Raw genomic sequence first — 19973 nt, 5'->3', positions numbered from 1 at the left:
CCTCGTTCCCGCCAGGCGGGATAACGCATGATTTTTAGATGGCCGCCCTTAGAAGGGGAGGACTTCGACCGTCACGGCGTAACGCGCGCTCACCGGCGGCAGATCGCGTGGCACGCCCATACGGCCACCCATTCCACCTTGGCCAGCCTGACCTTGCGGGCCCTGACCTTGAGACGCCTGACCCTGAGACGTCTGACCTTGCGGCGCGCCCTGCGGACGCTGACCGCCCTGAGCGCCACCCTGGGCCGGACCATGGTCGTCGTCATCGGCTTCCGGGCGCGGCGGATAGGAGGCATTAAGGTAGTACTGACCGCCGAACTTCCAGTCGACAGCGACCGTGCCCTCGGCGTCGGCGGTGACCGTCTGGTCGCCCAGTTCGCCGCGGAAGCGCACGCCGCCCGGCACGACCTTGACCTTCAGGCCCGGCACCGGCTTGCCGTCGAGCAGGACACGGAATTTCGCCTTTTCACCGACCACGAGATCGGTCGTCGGTTGCAGCGGGAAAAGCTCCAGCCCCTGCCCCACTGGCTTGATTTCCGACGGCTTGCCCGAAGTGACGAAGGTTTCGATACGACCGTAGCTGCGGCCGATCTTCAGTTCCGGCGCATTGGCGGGAACCTGCTTGGCGAAGTCTTCTTCGCTGCCGCGGAAGACCTTGGTTTCTTCACCGGCCTTATAGGTGGCGATGACCGACTTGCTGACCGAAGCGATGCGGTACGTGCCTTCCTTCTCCAGCTTGACGTCGAAGGTCGAGCGCAACTTGCCCGTCGAAGCGTTCTCCGCCTCGATCAGCGAACCGTCCGGGGCGCTGATCTGCAGGCCGGTCAGGCGCATGGCGTTGTGGTCGGCATAGAACAGGCCGTTCGACGACGCCGCATCCACCGTCACATAGGTCGGGCGCTGCGGGTTGGTCGAGGCCTCGACCTGAGTAGCCGAGGGCAGCAGCCATTGGCTGTGCGCCAGAGCCACGGGGGCTACGGCCATCAGGCCCAGAGCGGCGGTGCCGGCCAGAAGGCGCTGGATCAGGGTCATTGAGTGTCTCCGGAGGTCTGTTCTGAATCGAAAGGTCTGTCTGGGTGGCCACCTGGGCGGCCGCGGCGATCGCCATGATGGTCCCGGCCGCGGCCACCGTCGCCGCGCTTGAAGCCGAAGGTAATGGGCACGACGGCCCAGGAATCGACCGGTTGACCGCCCTTGGTCGCCGCACGGAACTTCCAGCGTTTCACCGCGTCTATGGCGGCGCGATCAAGGCGCATCGAACCGCTGGACGACTGCACCTGCACCTCGCCGACGCTGCCGTCGGCGCGCACCTGAAGACGCAGTTGCACTGTGCCTTCTTCGTGACGGGCCTTGGCCTGCGGCGGGTAAGGCGGCGGCGGATTGTTGCTGAGCGCCATGTCGACATCGACGCCGACAAAGTCGTTGCGCGGCTGAGGCGTCGCGGCGGGTGCGGCCTTGGCGGCGGCAGGGGCAGCCACCGGGGGTTGCGGCTGAGCCGTTTTGACCGGCGCCATGTTGAGCGGCGCGAGCGGCTGAGTGACCGGCGGCGGCGTTTCGCGCGGCTGGATCACGGGCTTGGGCTCGACCACAGGCGTTTCAGGTTTGGGCTGATCGGACGTCACGGCGGGCCTGGGCGGCGGGCTTTTGCGCAGCGGGACCATCTCGACCAGCACCGGATCGGTCTCCTTGATCTCAGGCGCCTTGAGGGTAAACTGGGTTGTCACGACATAGGCGGCAATAGCAGCGTGGACGGCCAGAGAGATGCCGATGGCCACCGACGTCCCGCTGCCCCTGGCCTTGCGGCGCGGCGGTTTGGCAGCCGCGCTTTTGGCGCGCGCCGTCGTGTCGGTCATATCGGAGGTGATACCCTGAACGCTCATTCGTCCGAAGCCAGAGAAAACAGGCCGAACCCCAACGATCCGGCGCAGATCGCTGACTAGCACTCCTGCAACTCATTCGCAAGAGCGTTGAAAACAATTCTCATTGCCGTGCCCGAGCCTTATGGCGAGATGAGGCAAAGCGTTGCAGGGTCAGGCGGCGCGCATCAGCCGGGCAGTGACGCCTTCGTCCTGCCAGCTCAGTTCCGGGATGTCGTCCACCATCGGCCGCAGTTGCGCCAGCGACGGCGGCTTGACCATATAGCCCTGCGCCCCCAGTTCGCGCGCCTCTTGGATATCGCCGTCATAGGTCGAACCGGTGCACATGATCACCGCCGTGTCGTCGGCTTCGGCGCGCAACGCCCGCAGCATGTCAAAACCGCTCATGCCCGGCATATTGATGTCCAACAGGACCAGGTCGAACGGCACACCGGCTTCGCGCGCCTGCGTCAACAGGCTCAGGGCCTCCTTGCCCGACCGCGCCACCGACAGGTTCCATTCGACCTTGTCGCGTTCGCGCAGCAGGATGCGCGTCAGTTCCAGATCGGCCTCGCGGTCGTCGACCAGCAGCACGCGCGCCAATCCGTCGCCGGTAACCTTCTCCAACGGAGCCGCCTGGGTTTCGTCTTCGGACATGCCGGCGCTCTCCGCCTTGGGCAGGGTGAACAGGAAACGGGCGCCCTCGCCCGGTTCGGACTCGCACCACAGGCGGCCCCCGTGCAGGGTAACGATCTTATGGCAGATGGCGAGACCCAGACCCGCGCCCTCTTCGTTCTGACGCAGGCGGCGGAAAGGCTCGAAGATGCGCTTCAGGTCCGGCCCGTCGATGCCGGGACCGTTGTCGCTGACGCAGAACTGCCAGCAATGGCCTTTGTCCTCGGCCGACACCTCGATCTTCACGCCGTCCGGCGAATGCTTCACGGCGTTGGCGATCAGGTTTTGCAGCACCTGCATCATGTGGCTGGGCTGGGCGCTGACCATAGGCAGCGGTCCCGTCCTTATCGAAGCACGGCGCTCGGTGATCAGTTGGCGCAGGTTTTCCGTGGCGTTGATCAGCGCCTCGTTCATCGGACAGTCGCTCTTGACCGTGCGCGCCGGGTCGTGGAGTTGCGTATAGTCGAACACGGTGTCGACCATCATGGCCATGCGCTCGGCAGCGGCGCGGATGAAGTCGAAATAGGTTTCGTTCGACTGGCCGCTTTTGTTGTGAACGATCAGGTCGGAGAAGGCGCGCACCGTGCGCACCGGCTCTTTCAGGTCATGCGCCAGCGCGTGGGTGAAGACCTCCAGCGAGTCATGCTGTTCCTTGATGCGGGCCTGCTGGACCTCCAGAGTATCGACCTTCTCGCGCAATTCGTCGATCAGGCGCACGTTTTCCAGCGCCACAGCGGTGGTGTTGGCCAGCGCCTGCAATATGCTGACCTGCTCGGCGGTCGGCTGATGGTTATGGGCCCAGTAGTTGCCGATGGCGCCGATCGGCGCGTCCTTGCGGATCGGCACCATGGCCAGGCTCCTGACGAAGGTCGGGCGATAGGCTTCGGCCGGAATGCGCGGATCGGCGTAGATGTCTTCGATCGTTACCGGTTCGGCATGCAGCATGACCCAGCCGGAAATGCATATTTCCATCGGGAAACGCTTGCCCTTCCATAGCGGCGCGATGGCGTTTTCGTCGGCATAGAAGCATTTGTCGCCGTCGCGCAGGACGAAGGTCGCCCCGTCCGCGCCGGTCAGTTCGCGCGCCGCGTCGCGGGTGATGGCGGCCACGGTCGCGATATCGCGCGCCTGCGAAAGCGCCTGCACCACTTCGATCAGGTGCTCCATGGCGCGCGTATACCAGGGCGACGGTCCGATAGATGCCACCCCCCTCGGTTCAGGCGTAGTCGACAAACTGATCATATGCACGCTCACTGGGTCTTTTGGGGTCGGGTTTATTTGACAAGCCTGAGGCTACTATAGATTGCGTTTACGAAAACCTAAAAGGTTCGTGAACACCTCAGCCCTGGCGCCCAAAGCCACATTTTCCCTTTATATTTATCGCGCCATAATCTTATACCATATCCATTCGGCCGGGCGCAGTGCGCTGTTCTCGGTATCCTACAGTTACTGAGCTTGCATGCCCGATTACCGAGACGCCTTATGAAGCTTGAGCCCCGCGCCGAACTCACCGAAGCGGAGCTTGAAGAGGCTCTAAAGGAATGCGCCCGCGAGCCCATCCACATCCCCGGCTCGATCCAGCCCTACGGCATGCTGTTCGTCCTCGAAGGCGAGGATCACCGCGTCATTCAGGTGTCGAGCAACGTCCAGACCTGGTTCCCCCAGACGACCGCCGAGGACGTGCTGAACCGAAGGCTGGAAGACATTATCGGCAGAGAACAGGCCGAGCAGATCAATCACATCATCGTCGAGCGCAGCCTGATGCCGCTGCAATCGACCATCATCAAGGTGGATGATGTGTGGTTCGATGCCGTGGCGCATAAGGCCGGCGACAATATTGTGGTCGAGCTGGAAATCGTCGACGACAAAAAGGCGATGGCGCGCGACTTCTTCTACGACGAACTACGCGATTTCGCCGTGGGCCTGCGCAACGCCACCACCCTGCCCGACCTGTTCGATTTTGTGACGACCAAGATCCGTGAAATCACCGGCTTCGACCGCGTGAAGCTGTATCAGTTCGATGAGAACTGGAACGGTGAGGTCGTCGGCGAGTCCAAGGCCGAATATATGCCCAGCTATCGCGGGCTGCACTTCCCGGCCTCGGACATTCCGGAACAGGCGCGCAAGCTCTACATGACCAACTATATCCGTCAGATCGCAGATGTAAGCTATGCGCCGGTGCCGATCGTGCCGCCCTTGCACCCCGACACGGATCAGCCGCTCGACATGTCCTTAAGCGTCCTGCGCTCGGTCTCGCCCATTCACGTACAGTATCTGGCGAATATGGGCGTGGCGGCCTCGATGTCGATCTCGATCATTCAGGACGGCAAGCTGTGGGGCCTCGTCGCCTGCCATCATAATGTCGGCTACCACGTGCCCTATCGCGTGCGCATGGTGTCGGAGATCATGGGCCATATCTTCTCGGCGCAACTGTCGTCGATGGAGGGCTTGCGCGACCGTCAGGAACAGGAAAAGCGCAACCTGATCGTCGAGCGCCTGACCGCCGGACTGAAAAGCGATTTCAATCTCGAAGAACTGCTCAAGGGGCGTCAGACCCTGGCGCTGGGCGCGCTCGGCGCCACCGGCATGGCGGTGATGACGCGCAAGCGTCTGCTGCGTTTCGGCGACACGCCGGACGAGGCGGCGATCCACGCGCTGGCCGACTGGATTCAGGACCAGACCAACGGCATCTATTCGACGCAGGAAGCCGACAAGGTCTGCGCCGATGTGCCGGCCCTCTGTCATCTGAAAGGCGGCTTCCTCGCGGCACCGATCAGCACCACGAAAAAGGACTACATCATCTGGTTCCGCGGCTCCGAGCAGCAGCAGGTGAGCTGGGCCGGCACGCCGGAAAAGACAGCGGTCGAGACCAGGGCCGGTTACCGCCTGATGCCGCGCTCGTCGTTCGAGCTGTGGAAGGAAACCGTCCAGCACCGCTGCAAGCCGTGGACGCGCGACGATGTCGAGACGGCGCAGAACATCGTGCAGGTCGTGCTGGAAGGCGAACGTCTGTCGGCCGAGCACGCCAATGTCGCCAAGAGCGAGTTTCTGGCCAATATGAGCCACGAACTGCGCACGCCGATGAACGCCATCATCGGCATCGTCTCTCTTCTGGAGCGGGGGTCGGCGCTCGACGAAAAGCAGATGAAGCTGCTCAGCGTGCTGCGGCTGTCTTCGGATTCCCTGCTCAACCTGATCAACGACCTGCTGGATGTGGCCAAGATCGAGAGCCATGAACTGGTGCTCGAATCCCGGCCCATCAATATCGCCGACATCGTCGCCGAGGTCGGCTCGATGATGAGCGTGCGCGCCGCCGAAAAAGACATCATGCTCAATATCAAGACCGCGCCGCGTGAAGAACTGGGCATCCACGGCGACGCTCTGCGGTTGCAGCAGGTCATCACCAATCTGGTCAGCAACGCCGTCAAATTCACCGATGAGGGCTTCGTCAACATCCTCGTCAAGTCGAGCCCCCTGCCCGACGGCCAGCGTGAAATCGGCATCGACGTGGTCGATTCCGGCATCGGCATGTCGGTCAAGCAGGTCGACAAGATCTTCGAAAAATTCACACAGGCCGACCCCAGCATTTCACGGCGCTTCGGCGGCACGGGGCTGGGTCTGGCCATCACGCGACAACTCGCCGAACTGATGGGTGGGCGCATCGTCGTGCAGAGCCGCGAAGGCATGGGCAGCCGCTTTTCGGTCAGCATTCCCGCCCAGGCCGTGCAAAACACAGCGTTGCCCGCCGCCACCGTCATCGCCGCGCTCAAGACGCCGTCCCCGGCCCAGGCGCTCGGCCGGGTGCTGCTGGCCGAAGACTATGAAGGCAATATCATCGTCGCTCAGGCCATGCTGGAAGATCAGGGGTTTCAGGTAGAGGTGGCGCGCAACGGCCGTGAAGCGGTGGAAACGGCCTCAGCCGGCGGCTTCGACCTGATCCTTATGGATGTACAGATGCCGGAAATGGACGGTCTTGAGGCGACCCGCCGTATCCGTGAAATGGAAAACGTCAAACATGTGCCGATCATCGGCATGACCGCTCACGCCCTTGAAGGCGATCGCGAACGTTGTCTGGCGGCGGGCATGGATAATTATGTCGCCAAGCCGTTCAATCCCATGCAGCTTCAGGCCGCCATACGCAAGGCATTGTCACCGGGTCAGGCATAAGCCTAAGCCTTCACCTTTCGGCCCATAAAAAAATGGCCCCGCCAGAAAGGCAGGGCCATTAAAGGGTCACGGGAAGCTTAGTTCTTGAAGCGCACGCCCATGAAGACGCGGCTCCCGAAGGTTTCGTTGCCGATGATGCGGGCGTCGGCATTGTATTCCACACGCACTTCGTCGGTCAGGTTGACGCCTTCGACAAAGACCGTCCAATTAGGGGTGACGTTGTAGTTGAACGCCGCATCCAGCGAACCGTAGGCCTTGTTGAACTCCGGCAGGCTGCCGCGACCGGTCGGGGTGATCAGCCACTTGTCCCGCCAGTTGTAGGACAGACGCGCGCTGACCTTGTCATTTTCATAGTAGACCGAGCCGTTGTAGCTGGTCTTCGACAGGCCGGGATAAGGCAAGGCTTCCTTGGTAATGGCATTTTGCCCCTTATAGCCCTTATCTTCCTGCATGGTGACATTGGCCATCACACCCAAGCCATTGAACGGCGCCGGCAGGAAGTCAAGCGCATACTGAATCCCGGCTTCGATGCCGGTGATCTTGACCGGTGAATTGTCGTTGACCGGTCGAGTAATATTGTAGTTCGTGCCGTCAATGTTTTCGATCGACGCCTGATTGACGATGAAGCGCGAAATGTCCTTACGGAACAGCGTCACCGACCAGAAGCTGTCGGCATTGATATAGTGCTCAAGGCCGAGGTCGAACTGAGCGGCCACGAAAGGCAACAGGTCTGGATTACCGCGCGAACCACTGGGGCCCGCGACATCGGTCGACTGGCGCAGGGCCAGTTGACCCGGTGCGGCGCGGGACATGACCTTGGTTGCGGTGAAGCGACCGACCCATTTGTTGGGCACGAACTTCATGCGCATGTTGAACGACGGCAGGAACTCGGAATACCCGCCTTCGCGGACGCCAGGCACAAACGTAATAATCGGATTGGCAGGCGTTCCGGTCCGCACACTGTTATAGCCGCTCGACTTGGTGTCGGTATCGATCAGGCGGCCGCCGATGACCCCATCGATCGGGAACGGCAGGCTGTCGTCGAAGCGGAAGCCCAACTGGATATAGGCGGCATTGGTGGTTTCCTCAACCGTCCAGGTGTCGAGGAAGTTCTGATAGCTGCCCCCGGTGTTGATATTGGGGTTGGTCGCGTGAACATCCATAGTCGCGCCGCTGGCCGCAACGGTGGACCAATAGGTGGCGTAGGTGTTGTTGACCCACTGACGCACGCCGTCCGAATAGCCCAGATCGCCCGTTTTGAAGAACGGAATGTCATTGACGGTGGAATTGACGTTCACGATCGACTGAAGCGTGGCCGCCGGCACCAGATAGACATTGGTAGCGCCGGCGCTGGGCGGCTGCGACGGACGGTTGGCCAGGCGGATAGTGCGCTGATAAAGCACGCTCTCATTGCTGACATCGGTGCGGGCGACGCCGAATTTGACGTGGGTGATCCACAGATGATCCTGCGGCGACCAGTTGGCGTTCAACTTCAACGCGGTTTCGTCGGCGACATTGTCGCGCGGGTTGTAAACCGCATCGATCTGGTTGACGCCCTGCCCTGTCTTCACATCGAGACCGGGGAAGCTGAATTTCGGCGATCCCTGCGAACCGGTGTAGTCGATAACCGCGCGCGGCACGCCGAACACATAGGCCGTCGAGTTCATTTCATCGTTGTGGACATCGCCCTTGGAGTAGGACAGACGACCGTCAAAGGTCCATTCGCCGACATTCCACTTCCCGCCGATGGCGCTGGTGTACTGCGTGCGGGTCAGGCTGCCGAGGATATTGCGATAGGCGAGGTCCATGCCCGCACCCGTGCCGCTGGTCAGTTCGACATGGGCGACGGTGTTGTCGGCGCCCATGACCGTCTTGCTCTGATCGATGACGCCGGAGGCGGCCCCTAGTTGCAGGAACTGGCTGTTCACCCATTCCTTGGCCGTGGCGTAGGTGGTCTCGGCATAGAGGTTGAGGTCGGCGTTCGGACGCCACTCGAACACGCCGTTCAGGGCCGAGCGCTTCGTCTGACGTCGGTCAATGATCAGACGCGGGATTTCCGGCACCCAGTCGTTGACGCCGTCGCCGCTGGCGTCGCGTGTGCGCAGCCAGCCGGTCGTGCGGGCATTGTTGGAGTTGAGGTTACGGTCTTCGAAGGTGGCGCTCAAAAGCACGCCCATCGTGTCATCGGCGAACAGCTTGGAACCGATGACCGACACCTTGGGGTCCCATTCTTCGGCCAGGTTTGAATAGACGCCTTGAGCCGACGCCGCAAAGAAGGGCTTGCGGCTGTCGAACGGGCGACGGGTGACGATGCGCACCGTGCCGCCGACGCCGCCTTCGCTCATGTCCGGCGTGACCGACTTGACGACTTCGAGACGCGAGATGAATTCGACAGGCAGGTCGCGGAAATCGACGGCGCGGTCGCCGGCCCCGACGGTCAGCGACATGGCGGTCGAGCCGTTGACTTCGACGCGGGTCTGGTTCGGGTCGCCGCCGCGGATCGAGACGCCGCGGCCTTCGCCGTCCTGACGGCTGATCTGCACGCCGGTGACGCGCTGGAGCGCTTCGCCGAGGTTCTTGTCCGGAAACTGCCCGATGTCTTCGGCGGTGATGGCGTCGACCACGGTGACGGCTTCACGCTTCACGTTCATGGACGAACGCAGCGAATTGCGGATGCCGCGCACCACCACGACCTCCGGCTCTGCGGCGGTCGTCGCGGCCGGAGCCTCCTGAGCGTAAACGACGCCGCCAGCGCCACTCAGAGCGACGGCAAGCGCGACGACGGACGCATGGCTGCGCCATGTGGCATTTTTCATGAGACTGCTCCCTTATTTATCTTCGTTGAGACCCGGAAAGGCCCTGTCACTCGAATAACAGTGATTGAAAATGATCGTAGATGATGAAATGAAGACATTCAATAGCAAAAATGACATTAATCAGTCACCTGCGGCACAATTACATCATAGTTTGAAACAATCACTTAAATAAGCAGATATGATTATTTATCAAATGGAAACAACTCGCATCCGACACGGCGGATCGAGTTCGCGAAAACATTCAAATTACTGCTTTTCAGGAAGAAAATTAAGCCAGATCGCTCTTGGCCACTCTTGATCCTGATCGTTTCCTGTGATTATGCGGAACACCTATCACGGCGCATTTCCGCTGGGTAATACGAAATATCGTGCGATATATAGATAAAATCTATGGGAGAGCCTTATGGATCGCGTGCTTCTGCAATTCCTGTCCGTCGCCGAGGCCGGATCGATCAGCACGGCGGCCGAAAGGCTGCACGTCACCCAGCCCACCCTCACCTTCAATCTGAAAAAGCTTGAGCGGACGTTAGGGGTGAGCCTGTTTTCCCGCACCTCACGGGGTATGCGGCTGACGCCGTACGGTCAAACGCTCTATGAGCACGCGCTGATCATGAAGCGCCTGCACGACAATGCGATGGCGTCGATCGAGCGGCAAAAAAACGATCTTGAGCACGGAATCAGCATCGGATCGGGCTACACCGCCTGGAAAGCCTTTCTGCGCGATCTCGTCTTCGATTATCGCGAAAAGCATCCCCACGTCTCAATCAATGTCAGCCTCAGCAACGTTCTGCGCCTGATGGATCAGTTGCTCGCCGGCGATATTCTGATGTTCGTCGGCTATAAGGTGCCCGACCTGGACCCCAATCTCGGCACCACCTTCGCGCCGGTCGGCCGCCTGCAGGACGGGTTTTTCGTGCGCGAGGGGCACCCCCTGCTGGCTGCGCCGCGAACGCAGGCCGAGATCAAGGCCTACCCGTCGACCATCGCCTTTCCGCGCGAAAGCCATCAGCAACGCCTGTCCAGCTCGGTCTTCACCGGCGGCACGGTCGGCAAGGCCTTCACCTCCAACTCGCTGCAGGCCTGCATCGATTACGCCAAGGGCACGGACGCGGTCCTGCAACACGGCAACCTTCTGGCGGACGATTTCGCACGATCTGGTCTTCATCCGGTCGAGCTTGCGCCGGGTGAAGCGCCTGACCCCGTGCAGATGGGGGTCTATTCATTGAAGGAACGCAGCAGCGATCCGCAGGTCATCAGGCTGATCGAGGACGTCCGCAGTCGCGCCGCCAAGGCCTACAATCTGGAAAGCAGCCCGTATTGAAGGGATCGGAAAGAAAAACAGGCGCTTGCGCGCCTGTAAGGTACGTTTCGGGTGTTGATGGGACAACGGGGAGAGTGCCGAAACGGGGAAGGTAATCGAAAGCCGCTCGCCAAACAGGTCAGGGCCGTCTGACAGAAGCGACTTCCAATCCCGAACAGAATTAGCACGCTGAAAACAAGACGAATAATACGAAACATCGCGAGTAATATAGATACGATCTATATCGGCACTACTTGACCGTGGTTGCGTATCAAGATACTGAAACCCGCACCGCAGGCAATGAGCGCCAAGCGGAGATACGCAAGCCATTAGACGAACGTGAAGTGTCAGTCCTTCTCGTGCTGCTGAACAAGCAAAGCCGCAATTTGCGGGCGCAAAACGGGTAAATCTTGCGTCACCGTGTGCCAGATGACTTCAAGATTAATGTCGAAATAGCCATGCGTGATGCGATTGCGCATGGCGCGCATCACTTTCAAAGGCACTTGATCGTGAGCTGCAACCCATTCCGGAGACTCGGCGATCAGTTGGCAGCCGCTTCGCCGAGAATAATGATGTTCATACTGACGGCTTGCTGCGTGCGAATATCGGCCTCGAAGTCAGCCTGAGCTACGTCATGGACATAGCCGGTCGCCAAATCAATGGCTTCGATGATGTGACCGAGATAATCGCTTATTCGCGAAGTCGTCATATGGCGGCGGCTTCCCGCACGACCTTGTCACGGAACCTTGCAGGCAGATCCTGCGGCGTCAGCACTTCGACCCGCACGCCCAATCGCTCCTCAAGGTCGACCTGCAAGCCGCACAGGTCGAACAGAGTTGTCCCCGATGGGGCATCCACCAGCAGATCGAGATCGCTGGCTTCGGTATCCGTCCCCTTAAGCACCGAACCGAACACCCGCGGGTTCTCCAGCCGGAAGCGCTGCGTCAGGCTTCGGATATCTCCGCGATATTGGCTCAGGGCGTCAGACGGCTTCATAAGGACAAATTTATTAAACTAATGAGAACTTGGCAATGAAATGCTGCGCCCACTCCTCATCCACACAAAGCGTAGCAGAAACTCGCGGCAAATCGGAGCCAGCGCGCTACAGTCACAGTCGAACTCATTTAACGCACCCCCTACGTACACAGCCATAAGACTTGCAAACGTCGGATTGTGGTGACAATTGCAGCGTTAGACATTTAACCTCTCGCACCCGCGAAAATAATCCACCGTGCAGGGGTGGCGCTTTGACGCGGATTCGGTTATAGACCGCGCCAAATCACGCGCGCCGAACCGGTTTGGCCTCTCACACACTTCTGCGAGAGGCTTTTTTATGGGTTGGCAAGCGCATCCCGGTACGTGAACAGCGTCGCAGGGTGCGTGCGAAAAAGCCCCCCACCCGGCCCCCGATTCATAGATCGGCGCGCCACCCTCCCCTTACAGGGCGAGGTAAAAGCAGAGTCCTTTATGAACCTTCGCAATATCGCCATCATCGCCCACGTTGACCACGGCAAGACGACGCTCGTGGACGCCCTTCTGGCTCAGTCGGGCGTCTTCCGCGCCAACGAAGCCACCGTCGAGCGCGCCATGGACTCCAACGATCAGGAGCGCGAGCGTGGCATCACCATCCTCGCCAAGTGCACCTCGGTGCTGTGGAACGGCAAGGCCGGCGAAACCCGCATCAACATCATCGACACGCCGGGCCACGCCGACTTCGGCGGTGAAGTCGAGCGTATCCTCGGCATGGTGGACGGCTGCGTCATCCTGGTCGACGCCGAAGAAGGCGTCATGCCGCAAACCAAGTTCGTTCTGGGCAAGGCGTTGAAGCTGGGCCTGCGCCCGATCCTCTGCATCAACAAGGTCGACCGCGCCCATGCCGATCCGGACCGCGTGCACAACGAAGCCTTCGACCTGTTCGCCGCCATGGGCGCAACGGACGAGCAACTCGACTTCCCGCACATCTATGCATCGGGCCGTTCGGGCTGGGCGACGCTGGACCTCAACACGCCGTCCGACAATCTGGCCCCGCTGTTCGACCTGATCGTCGATCACGTGCCGCCGCCCGCCGTGCAGGCGAAGGTCAACGAGCCCTTCCAGATGCTGGCCGTCCTGATCGAATCCGATCCGTTCCTGGGCCGCATCCTCACCGGTCGTATTTCGCAGGGCAAGGCCGTGCCGGGTCTGGCGATCAAGGCGCTCAACAGAGACGGTCAGGAAATCGAACGCGGCCGCATCACCAAGGTTCTGGCTTTCCGCGGCCTGAAGCGTCAACCGCTGGACGAAGGTTCGGAAGCGGGCGACATCGTCGCTATCGCGGGCCTTTCCAAGGCGACCGTCGCCGATACCCTGTGCGACATGTCCCTCGACACCGCCCTGCCGGCTCAGCCGATCGATCCGCCCACCATTTCGATGACCGTTTCGGTCAACGACTCGCCGCTGGCCGGTCGCGAAGGCTCGAAGGTTCAGTCGCGCGTCATTCGCGACCGCCTGCTCAAGGAAGCCGAATCGAACGTCGCCATCCGCATCACCGAGTCGGGTGAAAAGGACGCCTTCGAAGTCGCCGGCCGCGGCGAACTGCAACTGGGCGTGCTGATCGAAAACATGCGCCGCGAAGGCTTCGAAGTCGCCATCTCGCGTCCGCGCGTGGTTTATCAGACCGATCCGGAAACCGGTGAGCGCATGGAGCCCATCGAAGACGTCATGATCGATGTGGACGAAGAGTTCACCGGCGTGGTCATCGAAAAGCTGTCGGCGCGCAAGGCCGAACTGAAGGACATGGCGCCGTCGGGCGCGGGCAAGACCCGCATCCAGCTCAAGTCGCCGTCGCGTTCGCTGATCGGCTATCAGGGCGAGTTCCTGACCGACACGCGCGGTTCGGGCGTGCTCAACCGCGTCTTCTCGCACTACGAAGCCTATAAGGGCCCGATCGATCAGCAGCGCAAGGGCGTGCTGGTGTCGAACTCGGACGGTGAAACGGCGGCCTACGCCCTGTGGAACCTCGAAGAGCGCGGCGTGATGTTCGTCGGTGCCGGCGAAAAAACCTATATGGGCATGATCATCGGTGAAAACTCTCGCGCCGACGACCTCGACGTCAACCCGATGAAGGCCAAGCAACTGACCAACGTCCGCGCTTCGGGCAAGGACGAGGCGATCCGCCTCACCCCGCCGCGTCGCCCGACGCTGGAGCAGGCCATTGCCTATATCGAGGACGATGAACTGGTCGAAGTGACCCCGCTCAATATCCGGCTGCGCAAAAAGGAACTGAACCCCTCGTTCCGCAAGAAGCGCCAGAAGGAAGACTAGTCAGACCTGTGAAAACGGCCCCGAAACGGGGTCGTTTTTGTTTGTTACGCATGTCAAGGTTCAAGGTATAGGCGAAACCGCTTGAACCCTTGCCTTCTTATCCTCACCTGCCTTATCCTGTGCCCATGCTGTTGGACACACTGCACAGTCATAAACACGACATCGAAACGGCCGCACAGACATTCGGTGCCCGTCGTATTCGTGTGTTTGGATCAGTGGCGCGGCAGGAGGAGACGCCGGACAGCGACATCGACTTTCTGGTCGACTTTCCGGAAGGCTACGATTTGTTCGCACAACGATTGCCATTGGCCGCCAAGCTGTCGGAGTTGACGGGACGACGGGTCGATCTGATCCCGGAGCACGAGCTTAGCCCGCATATTCGACAGCACGTGCTGGATGAGGCGCGCTCCCTGTGAGCCGGGACTGGCGCGCCTACGCGCATCATATTCTCGTCTGCGCTGGAAAGCTCGATCGCATCGCGGCGCGCGGCAGCATTGTCGAAGACGATATCCTGTACGACGCGGCCTTGCGTAACTTGCAGACACTAGCCGAGGCGACGCAGAGACTGCCGGACGATCTGAAACGCGATACCCGGACATCGAATGGAAGAATATCAGCGGCTTTCGCAACATTCTGGTCCACAACTATCTGGGCGACATAGATCCCCTGACCGTCCAGACCGTCGTAGATCGGCACGTGTCGGCATTGGTCACTGTCATGTCCGAGGCGCTAAAGTCCGACGATTAACCCTTCAGCATCTGCTCGACGATTTCTTCGTCCAGCGGTTCGAACGTATCGATCTGGGCGCGGTGCCACTGTTTCATCAGACCTTCGCGCGCTGTGCCATTGAGAATGGCGCCCGGTTCGACATGCGGGAAAGCCACATCGCCGCGCACCACTTCGCCATTGGTGGCGCGCACGTGCAGGTGCCACGGCTTGAGGTCACGCGGGTGGCTGAGCCCCGCCGCCGCCAGCATTTCCGACAGGGCTTTCAAGGTGTTGCGGTGATACTGCTGCACGCGCGGAGCCTTGTCCCTGACCACCAGCGCCCGCTTGCGCCACCACGACTGCGTCGTCACACCGGTCGGGCAGTGGTTGGTGTGGCAGGCGCGGGCCTGAATACAGCCGGCGGCGAACATGAAGGCACGCGCCGCCATCACGAAATCGGCCCCCAGCGCATGCACGCGGCAAAAGTCAAAGGCCGAGACGACCTTGCCCGAGGCGCCGATGCGGATATGACCGCGCAGCCCGGCCCCCACCAGCGCATTGTGCACGAAGCTCAAGCCTTCGACCAGCGGCAGGCCGACATGGTTCGACAACTCAACCGGTGCGGCCCCGGTGCCACCCTCTCCGCCGTCGACCACGATGAAGTCCGGCAGTATGCCCGTGGCCAGCATGGCCTTGACCAGCGCCAGAAATTCCGAGCGATGGCCGACGGCAAGCTTCAGACCCACCGGCTTGCCGCCCGACAGGCGGCGCAATTCGGCGACAAACTGCATCATCTGGCGCGGCGTCGAAAAGGCCGGATGGGCCGCAGGGGAAACGCAGTCCTGCGTGCGGTCGATCAGGCGGGTGCGGGCGATTTCGCCGGTAATCTTGGCGCGCGGCAGGACGCCGCCGTGGCCCGGCTTGGCCCCCTGGCTGAGCTTCAGTTCGATCATCTTGACCTGATCGAGGGCGGCGGTGCGCGCAAAGGCGTCCGGATCGAACTCGCCATCCGGGGTGCGACAACCGAAATAACCGGAAGCGATCTGCCAGATCAGGTCGCCGCCGTATTTCCGGTGGTGTTTCGATATCGCCCCTTCACCAGTATTGTGGGCAAAGCCGCCCAGCTTCGCTCCCTTGTTGAAGGCCATGATGGCGTTGGACGACACCGCGCCGAAGCTGGTGCCTGAGATGTTGAGCACCGAGGCGAAGTAGGGCTTTTCGCAGTCGCGTCCGCCGATGCCGATACGGAAGTCGCTGGAGGCGATCTTCGACGGCCGCAGCGAATGCGAAATCCAGCCATAGCCCACGGCATTGACGTCGCGGATGGTGCCGAAGGGCAGCTTGTCCGAGACGTTCTTGGCGCGCCGATAAACCAGCGCCCGCTGCTCGCGGGTGAAGGGCACCGGGTCGCGATCGTCCTCGATCAGGTACTGACGGATTTCCGGGCGCACGGCCTCAAGGATGAAGCGCACATGTCCGATAATCGGATAGTTGCGCAAGATGGCGTGCGAGGTCTGGGTCAGGTCACGCAGACCGATCAGGCTCAGCGGTGCCAGGGTGGTCAGGCCCCACCACAACCGCGCGTCGATCCAATAGCCGCCCGCCGCACAGGCAAGCGTCAAAAGCCACACCGTCTGAAGGATGAAGAATCTCGAAATCACCGCCGCCCCGCCTGACCGCCCAATCTTGCGACACTATCAATCGGTTGCGACGGTTTTCTGAACGCGGGAAGTCCGTCTGAGACGCCCGTGGCTTTTTGACCCTCTACCTGCGCCCAGGTTGGACCATCCCGGTCTCCATGTTCAGGCCGTCCCTCAGGCCGTAGACCGGCGGCACACCGCAATCAGGGCGTGGCGTCCCGACGATTGCAAACCTGACACTTTGCGACCTGCGCGCAATTTTAAGGCCCTGCTACGGCCTCAGCGGCGCTTTAGGCCCTTGGCGACTGTCATTCCCCGCCAAGGTCGATCATGCGCCGCTCTCTACTCCTGTCCGCCACTGCCCTCGCCCTTATCTTAGCCGCCGCGCCGGCTCTGGCCACCACCACGATCTCGACGGCAACGACCACACCGCTGAAAACCGCGACGGTCAATAACGGCGCGGCGGACGATATAGACGTAACCGATGCCGCGACGATCACCCTGACCAGCGGCACGGCCATCACCATCGATTCCGACAACGATCTGATCCTCAACGGCGTGATCACCATGTCGTCTTCCGACAGCGGTTCGACCGGCATTCTGATCGATGGCGCGCGCACGAGCGACCTCGACATATCCGGCACCATTACCGTCACCGACGACTACACGGCCGAAGACACGAATGACGACGATATTGTCGACGGGGTCTTCGCCGAAGGGACCAACCGCTACGGCATCCGCGCCACGGATCTGCTGACCGGCGCGGTGGACATCGACGCCGCCATCACCGTCGAAGGCAATCAATCCGCCGCCATCCTGTTCGAAAACGGCCATGTCGGCGACTTCCTGTTCGACGGCACCATCAGCGTGCTCGGCGACGATGCGCGCGGCATCGCCCTGCGCGGCACCCAGACCGGTCAGGTCTATATCAGCGGCTCTGTATCGGCCCAGGGCAAGGACGCGCAGGCCATCGAACTGTCCGGTCGCATCGATGGCGCGCTGATCCTCGACGCCAGCGTCACCACTATCGGCTACCGCTATTCCAGCCTCGACGACGACTATCTCGATCTGCTGGACGCCGACGACCTCTATCAGGCGAAGTCGGCGGTGCAGATTTCCAACAACGTCACCGGCGGCGTGCTGCTCAATGCCGCCGTCACCAGCGAGGACGACGACAATACCGACGAGAACGGCAACGGCATCGAAGACACCGAGGAAGGCACGGCCTCCATTGCCCAGTACGGCGCGGCCCCGGCCCTCCTGATCGGCTCCGATACCCAGGCCATCACGCTGGGCGCCATCAGCTATAACGAAAACGCGACTGACGACTATTCGAGCCGCACCTATGGCCTCGACATCCGCGGCTCGGTCGCCGCCTACGGCATCTACGAAGGCGTCAACGCTACGGCGGTGCAGATCGCGGGTCTCGGCTACGATGTCGTGGTCACCAACGGTATCGGCTTGTCCGGCTCGGTCGGCGCGACCGCCTATGAGGGTACGGCCACCGGTCTGGCGCTCAAAAGCGGCGCGCAGGTCGGCACGCTGAACCTGTCCGGCTCTCTGGGGGCCAGCACGACCACAACCAATTCCGACACCGCTTACGGCCTCGATATCGACTGGGGCGCGACGCTGAACACGCTGAAGATCGAAACGGGCGGTGCCCTGTCAGCCGCCGGCTACGGCACCACAGCCAATGCCACGGCGCTGCGCGACACATCGAACACCCTGACCTCCCTCGTCATCAACGGCAGCATTTCGGCCGGCATCACGCCAGGCGATGAGGACGAAGACGACGTGACCGACACCGCCGTCAACCGGCCCGTCGCCATCGATCTGAGCGCCAACGGCGTGGCGACGACGATCGATCTGGTCAACGCCCACCTGGACGATGACGACTATGCCCTCCCCTATATTTCCGGGGACATCAAGCTCGGTTCGGGCAATGACGTCATCAACGTCTCGAACGGCTATATCTACGGCAATATCGATTTCGGCGCGGGGAGCAACAGCCTGAATATCGACGACGAAGGCATTGTGATCGGCAAGCTGACGGGCGCGGGCACGGTGGCCATCGATGTCGAAAACGGCCGTCTGGCGCTAGCCACCGGCACGCAGGTGACCCTGTCTTCCCTGCATCTGGGCAGCGAGGGCGAGCTTTATATGGGGCTGTCCACCGCCAATCCGACCAGCGCGCTTCTGATCAATAACGGGACGACCGTCTTCGACGATGGTGCGGCCATCTATCTGACGCTCGACAAGATCATCCAGACGCCGACGCGCTTCACCCTGATCACCGGCGCCAATATCGACTACGGGACATTGGACCTCAATGACATGGACGAGAAGGTGCCGTGGCTGTACAAGGCCACCCTGTCGACCGGCAGTGCCAATAACGGCCTCTATGCCGACTTCCGCCTGCGTACACAGTCCGAGTCCGGCCTGAGCGTCAACGAATACGGAGCCTTGGGGGCCGTGTTGACGGCGGCGGCGACCGACGACGACACGACCTCGACCCTGCTGTCGGCGACGACCGAGTCGACCTTCGTCAGCACCTACGCCGCCTTCCTGCCCGATTTTTCAGGCGAGAACCTGCTGTCCCTGTCGCGCGGCCGCGAAGCCGTGACGCGCTCGATCGAGAAGCAGTCGATCCTGCCCGGTATGGGCGAAACGCACTACTGGCTGCAGGAAGAAGGCTATCAGTTGAGCCGCGACCGCGGCCAGACGCTGGGCTTCGAGGCCACCGGTTTCAGCTTCGGGGGCGGGATCGAGCGCGGCCTGGGCTACGGTCAGGCGACGGGCCTGTTCATCAGCTATACGGCGGCCACGCCAAAGGACTCCTACGCCACGGCCTACGAGACCTCATCGGCGGCGGACTTCACCGTCGGCGGCTACTGGCGTCTGGAAAGTGGCGGCCTGCGCGCGTGGTTGAGCGGCGGGGTCGGTGGCGCGTTTTTCAAAAGCGAGCGCCAGATGGTCGGCTCGGCCAACACCCTCACCGCCAAGGCCAAGTGGAATGGCTACAGCGTTTCGGGCAGCACCGGGGCGTCGTACCGCGCCACCCTCGGTCCGGTCAGTCTCAAACCGCTGGTCTCGGTCGACTATTACGGCCTCAAGGAAGACGGACGCGACGAGGACGGCGGCGGTACGGCCTTCGACCTCAGCGTCGATGAACGCCAGAGCCATATCGCCACGGCTTCGGCGTTGCTGAGCCTGGGGCGCAGCGACCGCAAGGCGTTGTTCCAGCCGGAAGTCTGGGTCGGTTACCGCAACAACTTCTCGGTCAAGGTCGACGATACGGTGGCCCGCTTCACCGGCGGCGACGCCTTCACGCTGTCGGGCGGCGACCTGAAAGGCGGCGCGCCGGTCGTCGGGCTGCGCATGTTGGCCGGCAACGAATACGGTTACCTATCGCTTGAGGCTGAAGGCGAAAAATATAGTGAATACAGCAATTACAAACTGAGTCTTCGCACCGGGTTCAAATTCTGATCCGCCACCTCGCGCATCACAC

At 61.6% G+C, this 19973-nt stretch carries 15 protein-coding genes; 7 read left to right on the top strand and 8 right to left on the bottom strand.

Going from position 1 to position 19973, the window contains the following annotated elements; genetic code table 11:
* Positions 1-48: 48 nt before the first annotated feature.
* From LH365_RS17090 to LH365_RS17080, 3 genes are all read right to left on the bottom strand, one after another.
* Complete coding sequence (locus tag LH365_RS17090; RefSeq protein WP_226745765.1) at positions 49-1032, bottom strand: DUF4198 domain-containing protein; 984 nt, start codon at positions 1030-1032, stop codon at positions 49-51.
* Complete coding sequence (locus tag LH365_RS17085; RefSeq protein ID WP_226745764.1) at positions 1029-1880, bottom strand: energy transducer TonB; 852 nt, start codon at positions 1878-1880, stop codon at positions 1029-1031. Before LH365_RS17085 ends, LH365_RS17090 begins: the two co-directional genes overlap by 4 nt.
* Positions 1881-2030: 150 nt before the next feature.
* A complete protein-coding gene (locus tag LH365_RS17080; RefSeq protein WP_226745763.1) occupies positions 2031-3773 on the bottom strand; it encodes a hybrid sensor histidine kinase/response regulator in 1743 nt (580 codons plus the stop codon).
* 240 nt (positions 3774-4013) lie between these two features.
* Here LH365_RS17080 and LH365_RS17075 point away from each other — a divergent pair, with 240 nt between their 5' ends.
* Positions 4014-6698 (top strand): response regulator, encoded by a 2685-nt coding sequence (locus tag LH365_RS17075; protein ID WP_226745762.1) that lies wholly within the window; start codon positions 4014-4016, stop codon positions 6696-6698.
* Between the two features lie 77 nt (positions 6699-6775).
* Here LH365_RS17075 and LH365_RS17070 read toward each other — a convergent pair whose 3' ends face one another.
* Positions 6776-9514 (bottom strand): TonB-dependent receptor, encoded by a 2739-nt coding sequence (locus tag LH365_RS17070; protein WP_226745761.1) that lies wholly within the window; start codon positions 9512-9514, stop codon positions 6776-6778.
* A 403-nt stretch (positions 9515-9917) separates the two neighbouring features.
* On the opposite strand from LH365_RS17070, the gene LH365_RS17065 reads away from it, so the two are divergent.
* Positions 9918-10835, top strand: a complete 918-nt coding sequence (locus tag LH365_RS17065) for a LysR family transcriptional regulator (protein ID WP_226745760.1) — start codon at positions 9918-9920, stop codon at positions 10833-10835.
* Between the two features lie 326 nt (positions 10836-11161).
* On the opposite strand, the gene LH365_RS17060 is transcribed toward LH365_RS17065, so the two are convergent.
* The 3 genes from LH365_RS17060 to LH365_RS17050 all read right to left on the bottom strand — a co-directional run bounded on the left by LH365_RS17060 (position 11162) and on the right by LH365_RS17050 (position 11810).
* A complete protein-coding gene (locus LH365_RS17060) occupies positions 11162-11293 on the bottom strand; it encodes a DUF86 domain-containing protein (protein ID WP_370639759.1) in 132 nt (43 codons plus the stop codon).
* A 62-nt stretch (positions 11294-11355) separates the two neighbouring features.
* Entirely contained in the window at positions 11356-11523 is a 168-nt protein-coding gene (locus LH365_RS17055) for a DUF86 domain-containing protein (RefSeq protein ID WP_226745759.1), read from the bottom strand.
* The gene (locus LH365_RS17050; protein WP_226745758.1) at positions 11520-11810 is read right to left on the bottom strand and encodes a nucleotidyltransferase family protein; all 291 of its coding nucleotides are present in this window, start codon (positions 11808-11810) and stop codon (positions 11520-11522) included. Before LH365_RS17050 ends, LH365_RS17055 begins: the two co-directional genes overlap by 4 nt.
* A gap of 471 nt (positions 11811-12281) precedes the next feature.
* On the opposite strand from LH365_RS17050, the gene typA reads away from it, so the two are divergent.
* The 4 genes from typA (at position 12282) to LH365_RS18795 (ending at position 14864) form a co-directional block, all read left to right on the top strand.
* Positions 12282-14117 (top strand): translational GTPase TypA, encoded by a 1836-nt coding sequence (gene typA, locus LH365_RS17045; protein ID WP_226745757.1) that lies wholly within the window; start codon positions 12282-12284, stop codon positions 14115-14117.
* A gap of 125 nt (positions 14118-14242) precedes the next feature.
* Entirely contained in the window at positions 14243-14533 is a 291-nt protein-coding gene (locus LH365_RS17040) for a nucleotidyltransferase family protein (RefSeq protein WP_226745756.1), read from the top strand.
* Positions 14530-14778, top strand: a complete 249-nt coding sequence (locus tag LH365_RS17035; RefSeq protein WP_226745755.1) for a hypothetical protein — start codon at positions 14530-14532, stop codon at positions 14776-14778. Before LH365_RS17040 ends, LH365_RS17035 begins: the two co-directional genes overlap by 4 nt.
* Positions 14715-14864, top strand: coding sequence for a HepT-like ribonuclease domain-containing protein (locus LH365_RS18795; RefSeq protein WP_226746303.1), 150 nt, complete (start codon positions 14715-14717; stop codon positions 14862-14864). Before LH365_RS17035 ends, LH365_RS18795 begins: the two co-directional genes overlap by 64 nt.
* On the opposite strand, the gene LH365_RS17025 is transcribed toward LH365_RS18795, so the two are convergent.
* Positions 14861-16486, bottom strand: coding sequence for an FMN-binding glutamate synthase family protein (locus LH365_RS17025; RefSeq protein ID WP_226745754.1), 1626 nt, complete (start codon positions 16484-16486; stop codon positions 14861-14863). The two genes, LH365_RS18795 and LH365_RS17025, sit on opposite strands and share 4 nt — an antisense overlap.
* A 309-nt stretch (positions 16487-16795) precedes the next feature.
* On the opposite strand from LH365_RS17025, the gene LH365_RS17020 reads away from it, so the two are divergent.
* On the top strand, positions 16796-19951 hold the full coding sequence (locus LH365_RS17020; RefSeq protein ID WP_226745753.1) for an autotransporter domain-containing protein: 3156 nt from the start codon (positions 16796-16798) through the stop codon (positions 19949-19951).
* Positions 19952-19973 lie beyond the last annotated feature (22 nt).

Origin of the sequence: Asticcacaulis sp. AND118, assembly GCF_020535245.1 — a bacterium.
Lineage (GTDB): Bacteria > Pseudomonadota > Alphaproteobacteria > Caulobacterales > Caulobacteraceae > Asticcacaulis.
Note: the sequence above shows the minus strand (reverse complement) of the source record. Positions and strands in the feature narration are given on the sequence as shown.